The 23,442-nt window shown below is 44.5% G+C and carries 26 protein-coding genes; 3 read left to right on the forward strand and 23 right to left on the reverse strand.

All coding sequences use genetic code 11. From position 1 onward, the window contains the following. Positions 1 to 3: 3 nt before the first annotated feature. From H525_RS0110640 to H525_RS27270, 7 genes are all read right to left on the reverse strand, one after another. Positions 4 to 1,125 (reverse strand): baseplate J/gp47 family protein, encoded by a 1,122-nt coding sequence (locus H525_RS0110640; protein WP_027416201.1) that lies wholly within the window; start codon positions 1,123 to 1,125, stop codon positions 4 to 6. Beyond that, positions 1,122 to 1,526 carry a hypothetical protein gene (locus H525_RS0110645; RefSeq protein WP_027416202.1) on the reverse strand — a complete coding sequence of 135 codons (405 nt, stop codon included), beginning with the start codon at positions 1,524 to 1,526 and terminating at the stop codon, positions 1,122 to 1,124. Before H525_RS0110645 ends, H525_RS0110640 begins: the two co-directional genes overlap by 4 nt. Continuing rightward, positions 1,523 to 1,954, reverse strand: a complete 432-nt coding sequence (locus tag H525_RS0110650) for a DUF1292 domain-containing protein (protein ID WP_027416203.1) — start codon at positions 1,952 to 1,954, stop codon at positions 1,523 to 1,525. The genes H525_RS0110645 and H525_RS0110650 overlap by 4 nt, the downstream gene beginning before the upstream one ends. Next, positions 1,951 to 3,129, reverse strand: coding sequence for a hypothetical protein (locus H525_RS0110655; protein WP_027416204.1), 1,179 nt, complete (start codon positions 3,127 to 3,129; stop codon positions 1,951 to 1,953). The genes H525_RS0110650 and H525_RS0110655 overlap by 4 nt, the downstream gene beginning before the upstream one ends. Then, on the reverse strand, positions 3,129 to 3,728 hold the full coding sequence (locus tag H525_RS0110660; RefSeq protein WP_027416205.1) for a LysM peptidoglycan-binding domain-containing protein: 600 nt from the start codon (positions 3,726 to 3,728) through the stop codon (positions 3,129 to 3,131). The genes H525_RS0110655 and H525_RS0110660 overlap by 1 nt, the downstream gene beginning before the upstream one ends. A gap of 1 nt (position 3,729) precedes the next feature. Further along, positions 3,730 to 6,933: a phage tail tape measure protein gene (locus H525_RS0110665; protein ID WP_027416206.1), complete on the reverse strand. Its 3,204-nt coding sequence runs from the start codon at positions 6,931 to 6,933 to the stop codon at positions 3,730 to 3,732. A gap of 74 nt (positions 6,934 to 7,007) precedes the next feature. Beyond that, positions 7,008 to 7,721 carry a DUF3862 domain-containing protein gene (locus tag H525_RS27270; RefSeq protein WP_155837229.1) on the reverse strand — a complete coding sequence of 238 codons (714 nt, stop codon included), beginning with the start codon at positions 7,719 to 7,721 and terminating at the stop codon, positions 7,008 to 7,010. A 183-nt stretch (positions 7,722 to 7,904) separates the two neighbouring features. On the opposite strand from H525_RS27270, the gene H525_RS29485 reads away from it, so the two are divergent. Continuing rightward, complete coding sequence (locus tag H525_RS29485) at positions 7,905 to 7,988, forward strand: putative holin-like toxin (protein ID WP_425387680.1); 84 nt, start codon at positions 7,905 to 7,907, stop codon at positions 7,986 to 7,988. A gap of 321 nt (positions 7,989 to 8,309) precedes the next feature. On the opposite strand, the gene H525_RS0110680 is transcribed toward H525_RS29485, so the two are convergent. The 14 genes from H525_RS0110680 to H525_RS0110745 all read right to left on the reverse strand — a co-directional run bounded on the left by H525_RS0110680 (position 8,310) and on the right by H525_RS0110745 (position 21,396). Further along, the gene (locus H525_RS0110680; RefSeq protein WP_027416207.1) at positions 8,310 to 8,882 is read right to left on the reverse strand and encodes a stalk domain-containing protein; all 573 of its coding nucleotides are present in this window, start codon (positions 8,880 to 8,882) and stop codon (positions 8,310 to 8,312) included. A 194-nt stretch (positions 8,883 to 9,076) separates the two neighbouring features. Continuing rightward, complete coding sequence (locus H525_RS0110685) at positions 9,077 to 9,433, reverse strand: hypothetical protein (RefSeq protein WP_027416208.1); 357 nt, start codon at positions 9,431 to 9,433, stop codon at positions 9,077 to 9,079. A gap of 12 nt (positions 9,434 to 9,445) precedes the next feature. Beyond that, positions 9,446 to 9,880: a hypothetical protein gene (locus tag H525_RS0110690; RefSeq protein WP_027416209.1), complete on the reverse strand. Its 435-nt coding sequence runs from the start codon at positions 9,878 to 9,880 to the stop codon at positions 9,446 to 9,448. A gap of 3 nt (positions 9,881 to 9,883) precedes the next feature. Then, positions 9,884 to 11,398, reverse strand: a complete 1,515-nt coding sequence (locus tag H525_RS0110695) for a phage tail protein (RefSeq protein ID WP_027416210.1) — start codon at positions 11,396 to 11,398, stop codon at positions 9,884 to 9,886. An 11-nt stretch (positions 11,399 to 11,409) separates the two neighbouring features. Continuing rightward, positions 11,410 to 11,940, reverse strand: coding sequence for a hypothetical protein (locus H525_RS0110700; protein ID WP_027416211.1), 531 nt, complete (start codon positions 11,938 to 11,940; stop codon positions 11,410 to 11,412). Then, positions 11,937 to 12,494, reverse strand: coding sequence for a phage virion morphogenesis family protein (locus H525_RS0110705; protein ID WP_027416212.1), 558 nt, complete (start codon positions 12,492 to 12,494; stop codon positions 11,937 to 11,939). The genes H525_RS0110700 and H525_RS0110705 overlap by 4 nt, the downstream gene beginning before the upstream one ends. Further along, the gene (locus tag H525_RS0110710; RefSeq protein WP_027416213.1) at positions 12,494 to 12,901 is read right to left on the reverse strand and encodes a hypothetical protein; all 408 of its coding nucleotides are present in this window, start codon (positions 12,899 to 12,901) and stop codon (positions 12,494 to 12,496) included. Before H525_RS0110710 ends, H525_RS0110705 begins: the two co-directional genes overlap by 1 nt. Continuing rightward, entirely contained in the window at positions 12,901 to 13,434 is a 534-nt protein-coding gene (locus tag H525_RS0110715) for a hypothetical protein (protein ID WP_027416214.1), read from the reverse strand. Before H525_RS0110715 ends, H525_RS0110710 begins: the two co-directional genes overlap by 1 nt. After that, entirely contained in the window at positions 13,397 to 13,606 is a 210-nt protein-coding gene (locus H525_RS0110720) for a hypothetical protein (protein ID WP_027416215.1), read from the reverse strand. The genes H525_RS0110715 and H525_RS0110720 overlap by 38 nt, the downstream gene beginning before the upstream one ends. A gap of 10 nt (positions 13,607 to 13,616) precedes the next feature. Then, positions 13,617 to 16,586: a hypothetical protein gene (locus tag H525_RS0110725; RefSeq protein WP_027416216.1), complete on the reverse strand. Its 2,970-nt coding sequence runs from the start codon at positions 16,584 to 16,586 to the stop codon at positions 13,617 to 13,619. 81 nt (positions 16,587 to 16,667) lie between these two features. Then, positions 16,668 to 16,877: a hypothetical protein gene (locus H525_RS0110730; RefSeq protein WP_027416217.1), complete on the reverse strand. Its 210-nt coding sequence runs from the start codon at positions 16,875 to 16,877 to the stop codon at positions 16,668 to 16,670. Between the two features lie 222 nt (positions 16,878 to 17,099). Then, a complete protein-coding gene (locus tag H525_RS0110735) occupies positions 17,100 to 19,376 on the reverse strand; it encodes a portal protein (RefSeq protein WP_027416218.1) in 2,277 nt (758 codons plus the stop codon). Between the two features lie 15 nt (positions 19,377 to 19,391). Continuing rightward, positions 19,392 to 20,876, reverse strand: coding sequence for a phage terminase large subunit (terL, locus tag H525_RS0110740; protein ID WP_035100683.1), 1,485 nt, complete (start codon positions 20,874 to 20,876; stop codon positions 19,392 to 19,394). Continuing rightward, on the reverse strand, positions 20,863 to 21,396 hold the full coding sequence (locus H525_RS0110745) for a terminase small subunit (protein ID WP_027416220.1): 534 nt from the start codon (positions 21,394 to 21,396) through the stop codon (positions 20,863 to 20,865). The genes terL and H525_RS0110745 overlap by 14 nt, the downstream gene beginning before the upstream one ends. 196 nt (positions 21,397 to 21,592) lie before the next feature. On the opposite strand from H525_RS0110745, the gene H525_RS0110750 reads away from it, so the two are divergent. Further along, positions 21,593 to 21,955 carry a 4-fold beta flower protein gene (locus H525_RS0110750; protein ID WP_027416221.1) on the forward strand — a complete coding sequence of 121 codons (363 nt, stop codon included), beginning with the start codon at positions 21,593 to 21,595 and terminating at the stop codon, positions 21,953 to 21,955. Between the two features lie 249 nt (positions 21,956 to 22,204). Here the strand turns inward: H525_RS0110750 and H525_RS0110755 are convergent, their stop codons facing one another. Both H525_RS0110755 and H525_RS0110760 read right to left on the reverse strand, forming a co-directional pair. Then, positions 22,205 to 22,462, reverse strand: a complete 258-nt coding sequence (locus H525_RS0110755; protein ID WP_027416222.1) for a hypothetical protein — start codon at positions 22,460 to 22,462, stop codon at positions 22,205 to 22,207. Positions 22,463 to 22,630: 168 nt separating this feature from the next. Next, positions 22,631 to 22,882 carry a hypothetical protein gene (locus tag H525_RS0110760; protein ID WP_027416223.1) on the reverse strand — a complete coding sequence of 84 codons (252 nt, stop codon included), beginning with the start codon at positions 22,880 to 22,882 and terminating at the stop codon, positions 22,631 to 22,633. Positions 22,883 to 23,200: 318 nt separating this feature from the next. Between H525_RS0110760 and H525_RS28970 the strand changes: the two genes are divergently transcribed. Then, complete coding sequence (locus H525_RS28970; RefSeq protein WP_281172604.1) at positions 23,201 to 23,332, forward strand: hypothetical protein; 132 nt, start codon at positions 23,201 to 23,203, stop codon at positions 23,330 to 23,332. Positions 23,333 to 23,442: the final 110 nt, after the last annotated feature.

The raw sequence follows: 23,442 nt of genomic DNA on the forward strand, positions 1-23,442 counted from the left end.
ACCTCATGAAACAGAAATCGTACCAGGAACGGCCATTTCTGACGTATCGATCGTTATGTCATCGGTTGGATTCTCAATTTTGAAGCTTACAAGTAGAGGGTTCTTATTCGGATCTGCCGGGTCATATGCAAACTTTGTGATGGCAATGAGATCGTAGAAAAGCATCTTCTTGTCCACATTTACCTGCTTACGGATGAAAGTCTCAATAGCAGATTGAACAATCGGGCCACCTGTTTCCAATGTGTATCCAGACCGCCATACACAATTGATTATGCTTACGTCAATCGAATGTGTAGTTGTCCCTTTGACCAGTACCCCTCCCGGCATGATTTCCGCCGGCGTTTTTGTATCTATGAATGCCTGGCACGACGCAATAAGGTCAGGTCCAGCAGGTCCATCTGCGGCTGAGATAATAATATCGATCGTTCCGTTACCACGTGCGAGGGGAATGACCGTTGCCGATGCTACACCCGGCACACTTTCGGCCCATATTTTATAATCTGGGGCGGTTCCTCCGCGTTCCGGGGTTTGTGTGCGCTCAAGTATGCGGGACCGATAAGTCTCGATATCCTCTTCATCGGCCGCCGGCTCAATACAAACTGAATCTGTCACATAGTCGAATCCCGCCTGTGCAATCAGAGTAATACTCCCTGGGGGAACGTTGCCAGAAACACCGGGGGTGGTGCATATAACTTTTACACCCGTTACGTTATCGGATCCAGCGGATATTTTTAAATTTTGCCCGGGAATGACAGTGAATTGGAGAGGTGGGTCATCATTCACGGGAGTCGTAGTGACCAAAAAGTCATCCGGTACGGGTGTATCAACATCTACAATGGAGCTCTTCCAGAGAGTCACTGTATGGATGCTATAGGTTGCTTCTTTTATAGGAAGTCCTATGGTATACCCAAATTCCTTCAATTTATCTTCATCTGTTGCCGTAGCAGGAGTTAAATTGTCATAAACTAACTTCAATACACCAACCAGAAGCATGATCGCCTGAGCCATTCCGATGATGAGGAACTTGGTAAAATACTGGTTGGCTATATCATCAATCCGCTTGTCAGGACCTACAAGATTATCAACAAGTACTTGAATGACATCATCTTTTGTAGGCCATGTCATACTCCACCACCTGCTTGTATATTAATTTCTTTGATTTCCCCTTGAACAACGAATTTAGCATATAGCATTTTTGTTTGTACTCCATCTACTTCCTGCAGGTAGAATTCAACGTCCTCCACCGTGTCAATCCAGGGCGGACCACCGTTGTCAGTCCCGATTTTCATCAGCCCTTCCCGTGCTGCCGCTTCTATCTCTGCTTTCATCTGTGCAGTGAAAGGTTTGCCTGCGGTAAAACCTACTGTTTCACCATAGTCCGGAAAATCGACAGATTCCCCTAAGTCAGCGAGAAACCGAAGATATGCCTGTTGAACAACGTTATCCGTGTCGCTCACCGTAACAATATCGTCTCCATTCCAGCGTATCGCCCCGTTTACTACCAGAACATCGGAACCAAAGTTCATAGGCATTTCCCCCACTCATCATTCTCTATCGTCGTGAGCAATGGTTCTTCATCCGGATCCATTTCGCCGTCATCTAAGGGACCTAGGATAACATAGGTATGACCACCATTCAGTTGAATCGCCCCTGCTATAACCTCCATATTCACCTTATAACCCCACTTGGGTATGTGCGGACTATGCTTATCGTGTCGATGTTGGTTCCCTCCATGTACAGGATCTACTTCACCATCTGGGTCTGGGTGGTGATTATGAGTGAGATGTGGAGGAATTGGATAAAAGGTGTCTTTCATCACCCGGCACCATCCTGATTCAATGTCATAGGGTTGCACTTGTATTTTTACCATGCGTCTATCCTCATCAACGGCGGTTATGACGCCATATACAAAGGCTGATTGTGGCAACATATCTTGAATCCTTTGTTCATTCATCCGAACTGTCCCCCTTCCTCCAGTGGTAGATTTGTGAAGCTAATCTCGCAGCTTAATCCATTGTCTTTATCACCGCTTATCACAATTTTAGGAGCAAAGTAAATCTGCGATAAACCCTGCCCTACGCCATACATCGCGATCCTCCGATCATTTGATAGTTCCGGGAACCAATCAGTATGAAAACTACCGTACACCTGTTGGCGTGATAATTCTTTTAGTAGATTCCGTGCTTTCCGCTGCGCTTGATCCCTTGTAAGCCCCGGATAATAGTAGCGGAGAGTATATTTATTGCCTGATGAAGTCTTGAAACTTGCTTTCTCCACAATCCGGTGGCCGCCGCTTGTCGGCGTTTTCGGTTTAGTAGATGGTTTGTGTTTCTTTGGATTCTTCGGTATCTTGGCAGGTGTAGGCGCCCAAGATATAACCTCCACAATCAGGTTTCGAGCTGCATTAGGCGCCCGCTCGATTCTGAATGGCGTGGCTATGTTATAGCCCCACGTAAAGGGAATCGGATCCTTTAAATAACCCGGCAATTTCTCCCTCGGCCCGAAGAACCACTCCTTGCCTTTTACACGAGTCGTAAATCCCTCCTGCTGTGCAAGATATAAATCATAGTCCCAATGTGAGACTTCACGCTGTACATTAACATGGTCCTCATTTTCATAGCTGCCAATGAGTGTGGTAGTCTCAACCGGCACCACTGGGATTAAACCATGTTGTTTGGCCAATTGCCGATGCGCAGCGGTTGCCGTTAGATTCTGAAATTTTACTGATTCTTTGAAATCATAAGGGCCTGCAGCAAGCGATCGTCCATGTATTGTGACCATTTCACCCATGGATTCGTCAAAGTTCCATTCTGGGTAATCCATTTTACCTTCTATCAATTCAACGAGATTGCCTTCACCTGCGAACCCCGCTGCTATCTTCACATCCGCACTCCCAAAAACAAGTGCAGACGATGCGGAAGGACCGCTGAAAAGCAAGGGATTCTCCGGTTTGTCTGTGACTTCCCAAGGTAGTTCTACGGAGAATGAATCGACACCGCCTAGGCCGTTGAGTTCCACACTGAATTTTGTCCAATGCGGTGTTTTTTTGCCGTTGATAGTTATATCTACTACTGGCGTACCAACAGGCCGAAATAGCCCTTTCTTTTTTAACAACGTATTGTTTAGCATTACAGTGTCAACACCCACCCTGGCCGGATATCATGCGGCCCATAAATTAAAACTTTTCGATTTTTGCTATATATCTCCGGCCATCGATCCGGATCTCCCAGCATAATACCTGCAATCTTAGATAAGGTGTCCCGCGGTTTAACTGTATAGGTTTTCGGCTTCACTGTTTTAACTGCCACCGTTTGCCCTGTCGCGGAAACAGCCGATTTGTTAGCCGCTGCTGTCACTGCGTCCGGCTTTTTCGTAGCTGTCTGACTGGAAACGACCCGCATTAGTGTAATAGAAAAAGGAATCCTCTGCTCCGTTTTGAAATCAGGCAGGAATTCCTCAATCATCACAGGTATATCGAATTTTGATGTTTTAAATCTCACGGGCTTTCCCGTCGTTCGCATCAGACCTATATACATCATCCGGTTGTATGCTTCTTTACCGAGGAATGTGCCACTCCATGTGATCGGCCGATAGTCAGGGCCAAGATTTTGTATCGATATCTCTCCACCCGGGAACCATCGTTTAGCAAGAATTTGCTTCCCGCCAAGCTGAGATAAGTCAGGTTTTTCAAATTCTTTCAATTGCATACCGCCAAGCCAAATGTCCATGTTACACCCCCGGGATCAGGCTGATAGGCCTTGTTAGGCTGTTTCGTTTGTCTTTTCGATTAAGTTTCTGTTCAACCATATTCGCCACCCGTTGAGCCAGCGCATTTGCATCCTCGCCTGGTTGTTGGTAGATGTGGAAATGCATATCTCCATGAACCGTCGTTCCCCCAGCGGCCGCACCCACCATCGGATGATTAACAGCTATTCCTGGCCTTACCTGCATACTGTTGGCCGCCATATTCGATGCGTTACGCAAAACAGGTATTTTTCCAATCATCCCTTTTGCGATTGCACTCACAAGGTTTGAACCCCAAATAGATTGGTCTATGGCAAGCGGTCCTTCTTTTGTCGGTGATTGTACGCCTAGGTTTGCATGAGCGGCTGCGGCCACCTGTTGAGCAGCTGTACGGACAGCATCCGCTTTAGCGGCCAATCCTCGCGCAAAGCTTGAACCGAGATTCGAGCCAAAGTTCTCCATAACTTGTGGTTGCGGCAAAACAGACATGATGATATTTTTAAATCCTGAAATTGCGGCGACTACTTGCGATGCCGCAGAACTTATCCCGTGAGCGAAATTGATTCCTGCATTTTTCCCAGCAGCCAGCATAAACGTTTGGAGTTCAATGACTTGCTTTCTGGCAGGCGCTTGGTCAAGTGTCGAAGGAATAGTCAAAGGCTTTATTTGTTCCGTATTGAAAGCTTGTGGTTGCTTTGTCAACTGGTCCATATTCAAATTCGCAGGCACCTGAATCGGTGGCACGTTTTTCCCCGAAGCCATCTGCTGCAATTGCTGAGAGATTTGATTTTGATTAAGTTGTGCATCTACTTTCACAGCCGGTTGTTTTCCCATTGGATTTTCATTCGTTTTTGGAAGAATTACATTAGCCATTAATGTAGGCATTTGCACTTTTTGTGGTAGTGTTTGAGCCTGCGTTTGCAATTGAGTCATATCAATTCCTGCCGGTATCTGAACAGGCGGCATGCCCATTGCTTGAGAACCAAGCTTGGTAATATCCGACATGAAACTACTTGTATCGGCTTTAACAGGAACGTCCACCTGTTTTTTATCATCCGCAATGCCAAAGAAATCTTTTACTGCTTGTTTTGCTTTGTCCCAGTATTTTGCGATAGTAAGCGGAATACCGACAATAGGCATAAATATATTAAGAACAAGAAGTGCCCATCCATTAATGTTTTGCGCGAAGTTTTTCAGCGATGTCCACCAGTCGTTCCATTTGTAAATCACCAGTGCAACAACTCCGATAAGAGCCACAACAAGCATAATAACCGCGCCTATTGGATTAGCATCCAGCGCCACATTTAAGAGCCATTGAGCGCCTGTCCAAGCAAGCACTCCAAGTCGTATCGTCCACATTAGGGGTGCCAAAATAGCAGCCGCCGCGTATTGTAGCCACGTGGCTGATGTAGCGGTACCGGTTGCAATCGCATATATGGTTTGTGCTGCGGTGACGGCTAACATAACGCTTCGGTACGCTCCCATGATAAATGCTGTGGTACCAGTGATTATATTCAATGCGATTGTACGAAGGATATTTAGAGAAGTGGCTGCAGCTAATTGAATCATTTGAGCAGCGGCTACAATAATTGCAGGTGTGTAGGCAACTGTAAAAATAACTGCTAAACCCTTTACTACCCATCCATATTCGTCCCAAAGATTTTTCACAGTGTCCCAATTTTTATATATGAGATACGCTAGGCCGGCTAGTGCAAGTCCAACGCCGATATATGTGAATGTTGTGGCCATGACCCCGGTAACTGTAAGTCCGGCTACCTCCATAGCCAAGGATAATGCCCCGAAAGCTGCTGAAGTTACCAATACAATTCCGGTTAAAAGCATAAATCCAGAAATTACAGCGCCGCTTATTATTAGTCTTTTCGTTAAATCAGGATGAGAATCAAGGTAATCGGATAACGAAGAAAATTTATCAGCAAAAGCAGTAAGAACTTGTGTTGCTACATCTAATAATGGCGTTCCAAATGATGTCTTTACACTATCCCACGCCTCTTGCATACGCTGTAGTGAAGCAGAATATGTTGCATTGGCCTCTGCGGCACGTTCTGTAATAGTTAGCGAGTTTTTCATTAATTCTTTAATTTCTGCCATACTACCTGTACCGCCACTTTCAATTGCTCCAAAAAACCGACCACCCTGATCTCCTAACCAAGTATTTAAAAAATCTTGTTTTTGGAGTGCACCCATACCTTTTATCGAACCATCAATTGTATTAATAATCTGCTGCATAGGAAGAAGATGTCCGGTTTTATCTTTAAAATCGTTTACAGAAAGACCTACAGATTCCATTTGTTTTAGACCTGGACCAGTAGGAGATACTAATCGGTTTAAAAAAGCGTCCATCCCTGTGCCAGCTGTACTTTGGTCAATACCCCTAGTATTCGCTGAGGCAAGGGCTAAAATTACATCGTCATAACTTAATCCTAACCTCTTGGCCGTTCCGCCCGCATATTTAAATCCTATCGATATATCCTGAGCGGTCGCGGCTGAAGCACCATCAGCCATAACAATTTTGTTTGCTAAGTCTTTTGTTCTGCTCCCATCAAGTTGGTACGAGGCTACAATTTTAGATAGTTGTTCTGCAGTGTCTAGAGGAGTTTGTTGAGTGATTTGAGCCATATATAACGCAGATTCTCCAACGCCATCTAGTATATTCTTTAGTGATATACCATTTTTCTGTAGAGTATCAAAGGTTTGGATGGCATCTGTTCTTCCGAAAATAGTTTTTGCACCAAGGTCCTTTGCCAAGCCATCAACTTGTTTTTTAATAAAGTCTAATGCATCTGTTTTTGTGTTAAATTTGATATCCACACCTTTAGTTTTAGCGATTTCTTGCGCCTGTCCTATAACGTTTTTTACAGATTCGATATTTGCGTTGGGTTTAATGGCTTGGCCAAAAGCGTTAACTTCAAAAGATTTCATTGAATCCTGCAATTTTGAAGCTGATTCAAGCGAAGAATCAATTGCTTTTGTAAGTGTTGTAAATCCTGCTACGCCAGCTGCGATAAATCCAGCTCCTGTCCATGCTAAAGTTTCAAAACTTTTCATTCTGGTAAGGACATCGTCAGTTGCGTTTTCAAGCAAATGAAAATGACCAATTATACTTTGGACACCTGATGTAACTTGATCGGATAACGTAATTGCGATAGCTAAATCGAGAATTGAACTCATAGATTCACCACCTCGTGCAGCAAAATAAAAACACCCTTGTCAAGGGTGTGCTGTGTAATAATACTTTTCTTGATTTACTGTAAACCAAATTGAGTTTTATTTAGTAACTTGTTGTTTTGAAATGTAAAATTAGCATTAGCCCCAAGAGTTCCTTCTCCATTATACATATAGATAACGGTATAATAAGGATCGTTTACCGAACCTGTTTCGGAAAGTTTCTGCCCTTCTCCGCCAATAATTTTTTTAACTTGTTCATACGTCATACCATTTTTTATGGTATCAAATTCGCTTTTCGTAATTGAAACAATGGAATTTGTTTGTGACTGTTCGTTAGTTTGTTGGTTAAGAAGTACAGGCATTCCATTTTGAACTTCGTATTCGTTCACTAATTGTCCATTTTGGTCGTAAATTTTACCTCTACCGTACATACTCCCATCCTTGAATTCGCCTTCAAATACAACACCGGAGTTTTGATTATAAGCCTTTCCATGTCCGTCTGGTTTTTCGTTTTTAAATTCGCCTTCGTACAATAACTTTCCGTTTTGGTACGATTTACCGTTAATTATCTTTCCATTTTCAAACAACCCCTCATACGAGATATCACCATTTGGCAATACTACTTTCCCGTACCCTTGTGGGATGTTATTTTGAACTTGACCAACGTACTTAGCCCCATTACCGTTTTGCACAGGTAATTCTTTTACTGTATTTCCTGTAGCAGGTTGGTTATCATTGGATGGCGCGCAACCAGCTAGTACAATAAAAATCAATAACATAATTTTTTTCATATGTCCCCCTCCTTTCTACATCTTACACCACCTCTTTTATTGTGTAGTAAATTTCCATTCGACAAACTTTGACAAACAAAACACCCTCTTGAAAGGGTGCTGGTATGTTATAATCTTCCTGTACAATAGATACGGCTCCTCAAGGGTGGTCGGCTCACTCCCGTTGAAAGGGGGTGACGCCTTATGACAGTATTCGAAGCAACTTATTTGATGATTGCATTTGCAACATTAATCGTAGCTATACTGTCATTTACACAAAAGAAATAGACCTCCCTTGAGCCTGGAAAGTTGAAGGGTAGGTCTATTTTCTGTGAAATACAACTATGAGCCGTCCCTCTTGGGAACGTCTATTGTACATGACCGTAAGTGTTACCAGCACTTGCGGTCTTTTTTTATCTTACTCATTTGATACGGTATATATACCGTATTTGCAATACATTATACCACAAATTCTTCATCAATTATTTTTACATTTATATTTTTTCTTTTAATAAAAAGCAAAAATAAATGATAGCCTTGTACAATTGCTTTTTTGGAGGGCTTAATTTTAAAAGCCCAACTCAAAATGAGAAAGGCATTTTTAATTGACTACGGAACAAAATTTCCCGGTATATCCACATTCGAATAATCTACAGTTTGAACATCCGACTGATCTTGTGGCTGTTCCTCTGATTGGTTTTGTGCATCTTCTTCTACGGCTTGTTCATCAGCATCTGGCGGATAAATGACTAGTGTGTTATCACCATCCATATTAACTCCGCAATCTACGGAAGCACCAAGTTGTGTTGCTTCTATGTAGAAAGATCCGTTTACCAACACAGACGGTGTAACTCCAGGATACTGGATGCCGTTTTTTATTACGCTGTCATCATTTCGCGAGAAAATAGCCGAAATTCCGTTCCCTGTTACGCTCATCATCTGTGAAGGCGAATCCCATTTTGCATCGTACCCAAGTGCATTAAAAACCTCCCTGGCAGGAAGCAAAAGAAATTCATTATATTTAACTGGTTTGTGTTTCAATACGATTTCTTCACCGTTGTACATCACCTTAATATCAACTGGCTGATAAGGAGAATTTACAGTCAGTTGTTTAGCAAAAACAATACTGCTACTTAATGAAAATACTATCATGCAAAGAATTAACGATATAAATTTTTTCATAGATATCCCCTCCTACTCCTACTATACAGGAAAATTTATGAAAGAATTTATATTTTTTTGACAGAACACCTCCATTTTTCAAGAAGTGTTCTGTCGTTCGTTCCATTCATTCACAATAATAATAGCTGCATTGACCTCTACATCAGTCATCTGCAGTGTTGCTTCAAACGAAACTCCCGCACCGGATGCAAGTGTTAGTTCGATACGGTTGCGGAACCAGGCGGTGTTTGCAAGTTTTTTGCTGCTTCATCCAATTTTTCTTTCGCTTCTTTAGGCAGCGCTTCTTTTTCAAGCTCCGTCCATTCTTCATAAGTAAAATGGTCCATGACGCCATATACGCCTGCTAAGTCACTTGGCGTTACAATTGCTTCGCCATCTACCGACGCTAACCCGACGACAGTTTGAATAGCGACGGTAGAAAGGATACCGCCGATATTTTGTCCGCCCTCTTTGATACATATTGCAAGAAGTGCTCGCTCAATAAAATGATGCTGTCCGCGTTTTTCACGCATTACGACTTTCTTTCCGGTTGATAAAGTAATTTCAGCCATGGTTTGTCCTCCTTATAGTGGAATCCGGCGCGGTGAGTGCCAGTTGATAGAGTTGGTAATCGGCTTGTTGTTACCGTCAGCTGATTTTTTAAATCCGTCAAAGGTTACATTGTTATACTTATACTTGCGAATCGTCCCATCCCTGTACGTTTCAGACGTGAAAATGATGTATGATAACGTATCACCTGTTTGATCCTGATATTGTTGTTTGGCGTCTGCAATATCATCCATAGCAGTGCTGGTTTGTTGGCCCTCAATAGTGCCTTTCCAACCCATTTGAATGACTTCGCGGTACTCATCCTCTTCCCCGATTGGATATTTCTTTTCTTCCTGTGTGATTTCTTCTACGGACCATTTCAGTATTTCAGGCGCTTTCGCTACCACATTACCAGAAGAGTCTGCTAGTCCAATCACAAGTTTTTTACCGAGCATACCATTTTCGGCCATTCTCTACACCTCCACATTCGTCCCGCCTCGGAAGTTGAGTAATGTCCACTCGGCGGTATTGTAATATTTCGCACTGACATCATCGACGAACTGGTCAATTTGCGCAGCAGCATCATTAAACGAAATGGAATAGTCCTCTATGACGTTGTCGTTTTTGAGTCCATCCAAGTACGTCCGTAGTTTAATCTCAGCGTCACCCTTCATTTTCTTGGTCATCGCCTTACCCTGCCATGGGGCTGCCACACCGAACAATGCTTTTTCAATCCAAGAACTTAATCTTCGTTTATTCACTTTGCGGTTTTCATTGTCAGAGATCACATTGCCCTCCACATCTTTCACCGCAAGTGTATAGTCATTCGACATGCGATAAGCCATCGAACCGTCACCTTTGGCGCTTGGTTTCAGTTCGAACGCTCCGATTTGGTTGTTATATAGCGTGGTTGCCATATCAAAATCCACTTCTGTTTCAGCCCCGGCAATCCAACTGCACTCTACAGCAAGGCCACTGTCCTCAATATTTCCGATCGCGTGCACGATTGCTGCCACACAAGCCCCGGAAGCATATTGTCCTGTAGTTGATTTGTACCGACCGAAGTTCATATGCATGAAGTCCGTATCAAATAATTGCCGATAGGTTGCAGCTGCATCCACCATTTTTGCGGTACTTGTACCGCAGTAGGTCATGATGTTGTGCTTCTCGCCATATTGACGGAGAGCATCGTCCGCTGTTTGGCCACTAAAATCAATGTAGGATACATCTGTAAGGATAGAAGCAGGAGAACCTTCGAATAGTTTCAGGCCTGTGCGTGCACCTGATCCCGGGTCAGACGTGCCAATGTAGTCGGTCGCTGTAACAGGAGCTCCATCTGAGCCACCTGCAAGCTGTGTCTGGGCAAGAACCGCCGGGCGTGCATCATCAAACGAAGAAGCGTTCGACTTAAGATCCTCCACAACAAAATGAGCGCTGGCATTGTTTACAATCGTAACAACATAGCGCTCATTCGTAGGATCCATACTTAAATTGTCGTATGTTTCTTTACCGCCGATGTCAGAGATTAGTATCAGTTTAAAAGTGCCGGTATTTGTTCCTTCCTGAACCTCTGATGTGAAGATGTTGGCGTATTTGCCCGGACCGGCTTTTGGTTTAATTTTCAGCGTGTCAGCCGGGGTTGCCTGGCGGTCTTTCAATGTCAGGCTTGCTGTAGCGAAACCACTCCCAATCACCCGGCCAAAAATCACATTTTTCACACGAGCATGATCTAAATGGTCAAGCAGTTGGTTTCCTTTTGGACTGAATGTTTTCAAACCAAATATAATTTCAGCAGCCTCCGCCACTGTCATGGTAGGGGTTTCTACGATATGCACATATTGATCAACAGGCCCTCGGTCAAACTCCCCGATGAAGCCAAGAACAAACGGAGACGCTAGCACTGCAGCACCCTGCGGCGCAGCCAATTCATTCACATAGACATTCGGTGGCAAACCGTTAAGGTTTTTGAGTCCTCGTACTACTGGCATGTTATACCTCCTTATCCCCTGATTTGGGGTTTGAATTTTGAAATGTCCACCGCATTTACTATTTCTTCCGTAATCAACTTCCCACGACATCTATACGTTGCGTCAACCTGATACACATCAGGCTCACCACGCGGCGGAAGCGGCGGAGCCGTCAAAAATATTTGCATGAGCTTTTCCCATCTGTCGTTTGGAATGGGAATTTCATTTACCTGTTCGATGTACGACATAAAAGCGGTCGATAGTTGCTGGGCAACGCCTGGACGAACCGCAAAAAAAGAAACTTGTATCAAGTAGTCAAACCTGACCGATTCCGTCCCTACGGTAAACGTGCCATCCTGATTATCGATGATGCCATGCGGTTCGTATTCCCGCATGAGTGCCTTCTCCGCTGTGCCGCTTACGTATTGAATATGGGCAGCCGGCAGTATTTTTTGAAATTCAGATGGATTCGGCATTTCATCCCTTACGACAAAACTATCACCATGAACATGCAGAATGGCAGCCTGGATGGATTGATAGGCTAGCGTCAGCGGGTCCCTCATCTTCCAAACCGCCTCAATTCTTCTACAATAGCCTGGGCCACCGCATCTTTAATCTGTTCCTTGGATTCTTCAAGGGAAGGTCGCAAGAAAGGACGAGCCGGGACGTGAACTCTGTGTCCTCTCCCGGCCATTCCCCCAAACTCATGGATTTTTGCGTAATCAGCAGTGCTACTCCCGTTCTCACCACTGCCGGCCGCAACCCCGACATAAGCAACCCCCTGGTCCAGTTCGCTGAAATCGGTGGTAATCGCCTGCTTTAAGTGTCCTTTGTCAACAAGTGGCGAATCGTCGTTGCCGCCAGTCCCCCATGAACCGTGTTCTCTGAGGTACCTTCTCCCCGCCCGTGTTAGCCGTCCTGCCTGCGTTTTCGACATATGCTTCTTGCGTACGGTTTCAGGCTTAAGAGCGGGCCAACCAGGTTGGTAGGTGCCAAGTTTTAATTTGGCTCGCTTCATCACAATCACGGCGCCTTTTTTGAGTCCCTTCTTCATGGCGTTGTCTATTCCATCTGGGATTTCTCCAAGAGCACGGAACAATTCTTCAAATCCCGCCATTATTTCACCAGCTTTCCTCGGCATTCCTTGATAATCAGGTTTCCTGCCAATGTAGCAGGAGCCGCCAGGGTGACTGTATACCTTTTTCCCTGATAGACCAGAATTCCCCCTTCTTTCACTCGCTCTTTATCAGGAGTCATTTCATCCTCAATCACGATAAAATCAAGGATTTCGTTTGGATTGTCGCCTAATTCCATTGGAAAAACCATTTCGTCATGAGCGGTGACCACAATCTTGATCGGGATTTGCTCAGAAACCGGTTGTCCAGTATCAGTGATGGATAATTGGTTCCGATTAGAAACACCGGTTGCAGGATGCTCCAAAGTAGCATCCGTCTCATATCCTTTTTGGCGAATATGCTTATCGATGATTTTACGGACCTTATACGACAGTTTGACAGCGTCCATTATGTTCCACCACCCAAAGGTCGAGTTACACGATTGATATAGCTGTTCTTTCTTCGTTCTGCTGCTTTGTTCAGCTCGTCAAAGTTATCAAATTTGATGTCAAGCCCCTTTCCAAGCTTAAGCCCGCTGATTTCAGCGCCTTCGCTCACCACGGCCTCATAATGTTTCCACATGATGAAATCGAAGAGGATGCTGATGTCGCGGTCCGGAATGGTTTGTAATACATGGTCTCCGAGATATACAAATGGTACAGTAACAGGAGAAAGAACAGGTTGCTCCAAATAGAGAGCGTTGCTAAGAACCTCATAATCCTCTAATCCGCTTACCCATGTCTGGCAATCAGCAGGTAATGGGAACACTGTTGAACCTGGAACCAATGTAAGATTGGCCTTAATACGGCGCGGCCGGTACTTGGAATAGTCGCCGACCGCTTCCTCTAAACGCGACAGTAATTCATCATCACTGTTTAAATATGGTTTAACTGCATCACCGATTTCACTCCGTAGCTTCTGTAGGATTACCACTTGTTCCATCGGCGTTATTCTCCGTTACATCTTCTGTTTTTTTCGCCCTTTTAGACGAAGAAGAGGCAGATCGTTTTTTCTCAACGACCGCCTCTTTTATTGGTTCATAGACATGTCCGGGATGAATGATGACTCCGCTAACCGGATGAATCATAAAACTTTTAGAAGTATTAAGCTCCATAATCTACCTCCTAGCTGTTGTAAAACTTAATTGTACGGTATGGCGGGTTATACGTATTACCGTATTTATCAATGACCTGCGGCGTAGAAATGGCAACCTGTTCCGTAGCAAAGTACTGTTTTGCAGAAGTAATCTGCGATGTAGCCGGGTCGATGTAAGGGAACGGTCCCTCCATTTGCATCGGCGAACCAATTCCGAAGCGAGTAGCGTTCATTTTCCCTAACAGCATACGGCGGTCACCTGCGGCCCACGGCGCGTTAATCTCCCCAAGCTGTAACCCATTACGAGTCGCAAAGTACATATCACCTTTCAACAGATTCGTGCCGTCCGGACTCGCATATTTGTAGAACAATTCCGCTTTCTTAATGGCCACCATGGCGTTCAAAGAGCCAATCGCAAAATCAGGGGTTACATACCTCGGTGCAGAACCCATATATGCCTTTTCCGTATCTAATTGCTCAAGCAATAGATTGTAGTATTTAGAAGCGTCGACACCATTTGGAACGGTCAAATTAAAGTAGCTTACGTTGGTGGCATACGAGTAAGACATTTTTGGTAACTTGTCCGTGTTATTTACGCCAGATGCGGTTGTAAAGTACACTTTCCCAGATTCAAAATCGACCGCATAATCCCCGTTATTAATCACACCTTTTACAAAATCCCATGTCCCGCGCTTTAATGTGGTAGTTCCCACGACGGCCGTTATTTGGTTCACCTGCGCGGTTTGCTTACGACCGTGTTCATCCAACCATTGCTTGGTACGCGGACGTACGATAGGCGGGCGTTGTGCTTGAAGAGCACCGGATGTTTGACCGCAGAGCAAATCGACAACCCAAGCTGCATTTGATGTCGATGGAATTCCGTTTTGCCCAGGCGTAACAGTTTTAATTTCAGCTGCGGCTACCGCTTCATTATCTACCTCTACAGCTCCGTATTCATCAGAAACACATAGCATTTCAAGCGACAGCTTTTGGTCAATGACTCGCTGGAAGCGCATATTTACATTCGCGAGATTTCGAGCGACGATGTCGTAATTGAACGGCCCATTCATTAGCTCCACTTGAGCTTCCTTAGAAATAATCGTTGCCCGTTTCAACCATTCGGCCCCAAATTCAAGCAGGAAGGTTTCAACGCCTTCGGAAGGGATACCATCATATTCACCCACTACGAAATCGTCCTGCGTATACAGGTCCTCTGATTGGAACTCAACTGGAATTCTGTAGGTGGTCCCGCTAAATGGTTCCGCCATAACGAGCTGCAGGAATTTTAAGTCCTGGAACACCTGACGCATAAAAGCTAGGCTAACGATAGGAACCTGCGCCAAATCACCAGTTGAGGTCGCGGCGCTGTCCGTAATCACACCATCTTGAATAGCCACAGCAGAGTCATTTAAGGTCTGCATCATTTTGCGGTACTCTTCATGGTTTTCACGGTCCATCTTTTTCATGATGCGGTCAACAATTTCGTTGTTTCCTTCACGCAGTTTTTTATCAACCCGGAAGTTTTTATCGATGGCACGGAAGCGATCGTCAAAGGCATCCTGTAGTTTATCAACGATAGGCTCCCATGGTTGTACTTCGCCGACAACTTGAATAGATGTATCCAGAATGGCAGCTTTTCCTCCGGCCGGCTTAATACCCAAGCCTTTCAATTTTTCAGTCACCGCTACTGAATCGATAAAAGCCTTTTCTTTCTCTACGAAAGACTCCACTTCTGCAGCATCTGTGATTTCAGCGCCCTTTGCGATCAGTGCTTCCTTCACTTTCCCGTCATACGGGAGAGCGTTCACTGCATCCGTCAAAGCTTTCTGTGCTTCTGCTTTCTTCTTAGCAACTGCTTCCTGTTCTTCCCGCTGTTTTTTCTCATTGCGGAGTTGTTCCAACTCGTCGGTAATTGCAGTGACTTGGTCTGCTTTTTCCTTTAATACAATGGCCTGGTCACATAAAGCCATATCTTTATGACCGACATTTGCTGCTTTCCACTCTCTTAATTGTTGCACTGACATCGTCAAAAAGTTCACTGAGTCATCCCCCTTATTTATGGAATCAAGTATTTCGCTCACAACTGAATCCGTTAATTCCTCCGGATTCGTAAAGGCTTCCGGTTCCGCCGGGTTTAAAACAACATCCCAAGTGAAAAGGTTGAGTTGTTTTGCTACGCCGACGGTCTTTCCGTTTACAGTCGTACCGACGATATCTCCCGTCATGCGATTGCTAAACCCAATCGGAAGCCCAGCATCAAGCATCGCCTTCACTTGGCGGCCCATTTCCGTATCCAGCGGACGGTACTCCGCCCACACCACACCCGTCGCATCAATATAAGCATCGCGGAACTTTACCGCTTGATTAGGTACCGCTGATTCAAATCGTATTTGTCCATTGGCAGCGCGGTAGCTTCGCGGATGAGGATGTTCGCCTGCATATGGAAAGCCCGCCTGCTTAATGGCATCCAAAGCAGGTTGGTACACAGCACGCGGGTATAGCCGGGAGTTATCATTGATAGCATCTACGCGGCTCACCGGCTGCTTATACCATCCGGAAGGCTTATTGGCTCCATCGGTGATGACTACGGCCTTTGAAAGACAAATATCCTTCATTTCGCCTACACCATCCGTTATCACAGCAAATCTAGGCTCAATAGAATCCGTAGTTACCTGTACTTTGAAACCAATCTCGCCTGTTTTCTCTTCCGCCTCTTCCTCTTCTTCCCGTGCAGCTGATTCTATTGACCAAGAACCGAAGTCTTTACTTGCTCTAACATCAATCGCTTCGTAATAGATTCGACGGTCCATTTCAGTAAGCGGTTCGTTCGCCAACCGTTTCTTGATGGCAAGCAATTCAATCGCAGAACCAGCTTGAATGATTTCTTTCATGGTTGGATCGTCAGATAACTCATCATTAACCGTTTTGTTGCCATTGTTTGGCGTAAAGCCAATGCCGGCAAAAAACTGAAGGTTTATTTTTAACCCGTTTGTTTTCACATTGCTCCTCCTTTCATCAATTTGAGAAAATAAAAAAGTGATGCTCACATACTGCACCACCGCCTTTCTAAAAAATCATTCTCAGTTTTGATACGTATCCCAAATGCTATATGGTCGCGTAAAAATAGAGAATGGGTCTGAGTTGAAGGCTCTGGATGGTCCGGTGTCATTCCACGCTTCCTTTTCCGCTTTTTCTTCCGCAGTCTCTTTCTTCACGTCAGGTGCTTTGTTTATAGTTGCCCCACAACCGCATAAAGATAGCAATAAGAAAAAGGCAATTATTTTTCTCACTGTTAACCTCCTTCCTAGCATAATAAAAGCCATTATTTTGTGAATGACTTAAGTAGCAAACAAGCGAAATTCGAAGAAAAATAAAGATCGTAAAACGCGATGAATAACCTATTTTTAAATTATTTCCCGAACTGTTAATTGCGGCTCATGCCTGAAAATCGTCGTATTTGGACATTTGAAAAGCAGATAGTTTACCATAATGTAAATTATCGGACACACAAGTTATTCTGCCGGCAAAAATGAACATCGGCAGCGCGGATGAGCCGGCATATCCGGATGGTCATCCATTGAATAAACATCCCCGTTGCGGCTCCGGCATACCGGACAAGTGCGCTGGTCCAGAACTGCATGCCATTCTACTTTCGTAAACCCCGCATCCTGATAGATACGTTTCTGCATCCTGGTGTAAGCCCATGATAATTCCGTTCGGGCAATCATTTCCGCTCGCACAGGGTCAACGATGATTGGCTGGATTTGCTTCATGAGCTCTTTCCAGCCAAGGTTATCCTCGAATCCTTCCGCTAGGGTATCCCGTAACATCGCCTGCGTTGTGCTCTTTATCCCAACAATACGAGTGGATGATTCATTCAGTAGATCATCGTAAATATCATCCCGAACGATTCGCATTTTAAGGCTCATTTCGTGGTCTGCTGCGGGGTCTTTTGATTTCCCCTGGTTAAAGTCCATCACAAGTTGTACCGCCCGATCTGCGCCCAGTAATCCAGCCTCTGTCATATTCTTTACAATACCAACCCGGTACGTGCTTTCATTTTCATCCCAGGCGTCGTCAAGAATTGATAGAATCTCATCCGCCGAGAAGTCAAGAATGACAGAATCAGTGATAGCGCCGTAATACTCCGTCATTTTTTTATAGATAGAACGAAAAAAACGAAGGACTGTCTCCTTCGCCTTGTCTTCAATCGTTTGAAATTCTGTCCGGTCTTCTAAAACAACATCGACCACCGGCTGATTATCGCGCTTTTCTGCCGCCTGGTTGCCCACTGCATTAAGTTTACTGGTTCCTGGTATTCTCACGGTATGTGCGGCGGCCGCTTGCTGAATTTGGCCTACTTGTGCCGCTTTCCTTGCCTCTTCTTCCTCAACCAACTTAGCCATTTCCACCGGGTCTTCAATATCATACGACTCGGCGATTACCTGGATAGCTTTTTGACGGGTAATAAGTTTCTCGCCGCCATTCGCACCCAGAGCAATTTGTACACGGTCAACGATTTCATTTTCCGTCTCTGCGGTTTTCTGCGACCAAACAATGTCATATTCAACAGCATCCGGATTGATCCCGTCCAATAGTAGCTGCAAGTCTATAAGGTCGCGCAACCCGGAAAAATAACCGGCATCTCCATATTCCAGCGTGTCGGTTAGGTCGTTAAGTGTCTTAAGATAGGCTGGGTACTGTACTTTAAGGATGTCTCGGTTAATCTCTTTCCCGCCGGTTACAATCGTTTTAGGAATACCAAGGTTGAGCCAGAGCAAATCATCAAAGTATTTAATGTCGTCCATCTCTGATAGATTGGCATCGCCCTGTAATGATTTAACCTCCGCCGTTCCTACAAAGTCAGAAAGCAGATGGGCGTTTCTCGTAGGTCTGCCGTTTTTATCGATGAGTCCAACATCACGTTTATATTGAATAACATCTTGCTCTTTAGCATCATCAGGCATCTTATGGTTGAACTTTAGTACGCTCCTAAATTCCCGCCGGATGGCAGCTGCTTTCTCCATCCTCTCAAGAATTTTATGCGTTTTCCGTGCGGAAGCATAATGAGAAGTTCCATAAGGAAGTGTTTCTTCCATCAGCCAGCGAACGTGATTCATCTGGTATAGCGCGAAGTCTGTACGACTTACACTTGGCGGACCGATTTCCATTAGCGTGTTGATTTGAGTGCGCGGGTCAATCTGCGAAAAGGCCCGCTCGATATCTGGAAATTCCCCGAATTCATCCGAGTTCCGCTTGATTGTGAGTGCAGGAGCCCGCCTGATATCAAGAACCAGACCAGCTGACAGGTCAACAATGGGATTTAAGAATAAATCCCCATCCCTGGGCAACGCACGCAAGTAGTTTTCAGCTTTTGCGGAAAGTTTCGTTCGTTTAAGGAAATCATCAATCACCTGCTGCGCGATATTCGAACCTGCAGTTAAACGATTGAGTGATTTCCCACGACGCTTAAGCAGCTTCCTATGCTCTTCACTGCCCTGTACAACGACTTTAAAGCCACCCCTTGCAGCATCTGCCGCTACCCTCTTATTGGTCATGGCAAACCGCAAATCGTTCTTACACAGCTCCTGTACGTCTCTTATAATGCTTATCCGGTCCACTGCAACCTGAAATTGGTCAAACACATATAATGAATGTGATTCCGCATAGGAAGCCATGGGTATTTCGTCTTTTCCCGGTCTATCCTGATTGGATTCAGGTAGCGTTGATTGCTTACGACCGAAAAAGTCCAATACCCGAGTTTTTAAAGCTGACATCCTTCCTGCCATAGTATCACCTCCAATCTATAAGCCTAAAATATCATCAGGATTTATTTCTATTGCGGAACCTAAAATAACAGGAGCATCCATCATCTCCACCAGCCCGGTCGTAGCATCCGGAGCATCATCATGCTTGTTCTTCCCTTCCTTCTGATACTCCGTCATGGCCTTGTAATACTCCGGCCATCGGGTTTTCCAATCAATTGGGAAATATATATGCTCCATGACATACACGCTATTAGAAAGGATTCTGGCCTGCTTATTCTTGCTCTGGTGGAACCACTGCACGTTGACCTTACGAGTGTTGTGTCGTTCCCATATGAGCCGTTCCACGTTGCGAGCAAAGGAGCGACCGCCGTTGTTTGACTCTATCTTTGCGGTGACTACGTTGTTACGGACCAGAATAGCTGCTGTCTGTGGTTCTGTAATCTCCATGCCCTCTTTGGTATAGAGAACATCCAGCATATATAGTTCGCCCTGGTACACACCGGCAATCGGGGCGCACAGGTAATCCTCCCCGGTGTCTGCGGTATCCACGTAGGCGATAATCTTTTCAAACAACAAATTACCGTCACTATCTCTCGGCAACTCTTCATACGTCTTAAACGACTTGTACAGCCTGCCTTTCATGTCAACGGGCTTTTGGTAATAGTTCGCGTTAAGTATCGCCTCGTCCATCGTTTTCTTAAAGCTTTCCAGTCGCTTCTTGCTCAACAGGTCAGGACACAGCATGTTTCCTTCCTCATCCTCTACGGGCATCAGTAACACATACCATTCATCAGCTTCTGGACCATCTAGTATCCGACCACACAGGTCTTTCTTGCTCCACCGTGTCATGTTGATGATTTTAATAGAGTGTTCCTTCTGCTCTTGCCGGGAAAGAAACGTACCCGTATACCATTGCCACTGTTTATCCAATGCCAGCTCGTTAAAGGCTTCCTCTGCGTTCTTCACAGGGTCGTCTACGATAAGAATGTTACCGCCGCGCCCTGTTACTGAACCGCCGATACCAGCGCCTTTATAACTGAAGAATTGTCCTTCCAACGCCCATTGTCGAAAGGAGGCATTCCCATCCGCTATCTTCACACCCGGGAAAATGTCACTAAAGACAATCTCATGGGGGAAAGCTTTTTCTTCGCTTATCCCATCCCGGGTAAACCGAGAAAAGTCCGTAGCCAGTGACTCGTTATAGGAAGCTGTAATGATTCGGTTTGTTTGGTTCTGCCCGAATACCCACTCACAAAATAAAATAAGCGTCCGGCTTTTCCCGTGACGCGGTGGAAGGTTCATCATTAAGTTTTCGTACGACTCACCGTTTGGTTTCAATAGCGTGCCCCTGTATAACGATTCAAGCGTATGGCAAATGGTTTTCAGATGATGGCGATGCTCTTTGTAAAATTCAGGAGCACGAACCTTACAATATTCCCAAAACGAATCACGCGCTGCTTCAATCTTCTTCTCGCGAATGCGGCGGAGTTTTTCCTCTTTTAGCTGTCTAATCGTTGTCATATTGCTTCAGCACCTTATCCAGTTCCTCGTCGGTAAGATAACTGAGGTCAACGTTTTTATTTATGATTGCACCAGAATGCTCAATCTGTTCTTTGAACATCCCTAGATGCTTGCCAAGTAATTCAAGGGCCTTCATCTTGTCATTCAACTTGATTTCCTTCTTAATGCCACCTTTAGGCAGCATCGTTTCCGTAATCGATTGGATGACCGAACCATCAACCTCGCTGCTGTCTTTCAGGGTGATTCTGTCTCCATCCCACTCCACATAATCCTTTAGGTCCGAGAATGCAATCTTGGCTAACTGCTCCACAATGCGATCCTGAGAAACTCCTGTCCGTCTCGAACGCTCTGCCATGGCCTTGGCGATTGCATCTGAAACTGAAGTTTTCTGAAGGAGCTGATACCCTTGCTGTTCAGCTGTCCTCACACTAAATCCAGCCCGTATGGCTGCCTGGGTAGCGTTTAGGTCAATCAGATACTCATCAACAAACCTCTGCTGTTTAGGAGTTAATTTCGCCATCTACATCATCACCCACCTCCAAAGTTCATATAAAAGAAAAAGCCACTCTCAGAGCGGTTAAATTTCTTTCTATTTTGGTAAATTTTACTATTAACTTCAATTTAATCTCCATTATTTCATCACCATTAATCAATTCACAATAGAAGGATTACTTCTCTTTTTGTAGAAATTTGTAAAAGAATGGAGGTGAAAATGAATGTCGGAGACTACTTTTTATAATAAACGCGGTGAGCCTATAGCTTACACTCAAGACGGCGAACATATTTACTTGTTTAATGGTAAGCCTGTAGCGTATCTATACCAAAACTCCGTTTATACTTATTCCGGTAAACATTTGGGTGTCTATGAAAATGGATGGATACGCGATAATAATGGGCAATGTGTTTTCTTTACAAGTGAAGCTACAGGTGGACCAATGAAGCCCATGAAACAAATGAAACCTATGAAAAATCTTAAACAACTTAAACCCTTAAAATCATTAAAGCAAATCAAACCCGCTCGCGCGATGAATTCATCTCAATGGTCTGAGCTATCATCTGGAATCTTCTTTGATGTATAAAACAAAAGGGCCGTTCCGATAGGAATGGCCTCTTCGCAATCCTTACTTGTGTCCAGTTTACCGAGTACACATTTTAACCCGTAAAAATGTCCAGAATGTAATGCAAAAAGGTCTGCTCTCAGCTTCTCTCTCACGAAACTATACTTGATGTTCTGGGTCACGCTGTCTGATCACTACATATCACCTCATCTCCTAACTGATGTAATAGGTATGTAAAATAAAAAGCACCCCGAAGGATGCTTCCAAGAATCAGTTTTTAGGTTTTCTGGGAACAAGATTTTTCAATACTTCAGGATCGTAGTTTACCTCTTGACTTTTTTCCTTCTTTAAATACACAACAACAATATTCACAAGTCGTGAAGGGTCGTTTTCAATTGTTTTAAGCCCTAAATCCTGAACATCTACACTAATGACTTCATCATCTCGAAGTTCTGATAAAAAATCATTTGCTCTTTTTTTAGCGTCAGTCAATTCTCCGTAGAAAATATCAATTTGTTTAAATGTCATATTCCTCACCTCCCCCTGCCTAACTATTCGACAAAAGGAGATATTTTCCTGCAAAATTTAGCCCGCCGCTCGCCACTCAATCTAATTAAGCAGCCAACGCCGGACTAAAGCCCAGCGTGCACTTTGTATCGGATAACATAACGTGACAATCCGTTCCCCGTATTTTTTTTACTTCACAGCCTCATACAATGCCTTCAACTCCGGATACTGGTCCAGACTCACACCCGGTCTTTTCGCATCATCCACGTGCACGACTCCATCTTCTGTGATAAGACTTTCGCCTTTCGCATCAATCTCATATCCGCCGCGATGCGGAACGTCAGTCGTCACGATTTTACCGTTGACACTAAATTCTTTCGCTGTTGCCTCATCATCAACAATATGTAGCGTGCCGCTTTGACTCATATATGCATATGCCATCTTTCTTCACCTGCCTTTCTGTTTTTGCGCCCTGCCTCCCACCATGCAATACAGACGCATTCTCCCGCCCTTTGCAGCCATACCCCGCTTCACGTCCGGACCGCAGTCGCCGCCACCCGCCTGGCAGCACCCCAACAAAAAAGCCTTCTTTTGAAGGCTTTTTTGTTTTTATAAATTGATCACACACGTACCTGTGATAGTTTCACTGCCTATCAGGTAGGTATACGTTTCTTTTTATATCTAAAGGATATTGGTTTATTCATACTGATAGATTCTCACATATATTAGACAAGAATAAACAAAAGGAGGTGATCAAGAATGGATTTCTTTAGAGAAGAAGCTCGTGTTGGTACAATTCTCGTCCTGTTTATCCTGTTAGTTGTTATCGCTTGTTCTATTTGTGAACGTGAAAGACCTTATATGGGAGCACCTACTGGCGGAACCTATTGATTATGATCTATGCTTCTAAGAAAAACCGGGCAAAAACCGCCCGGTCCTTTTTTGTTTAGAGAATATCCGATAGTCTGTACTTTATGCCATGTACTCCCTCATAATATTCC

The organism is Aneurinibacillus terranovensis DSM 18919, assembly GCF_000430625.1.
Taxonomy (GTDB): Bacteria; Bacillota; Bacilli; order Aneurinibacillales; family Aneurinibacillaceae; genus Aneurinibacillus_B; species Aneurinibacillus_B terranovensis.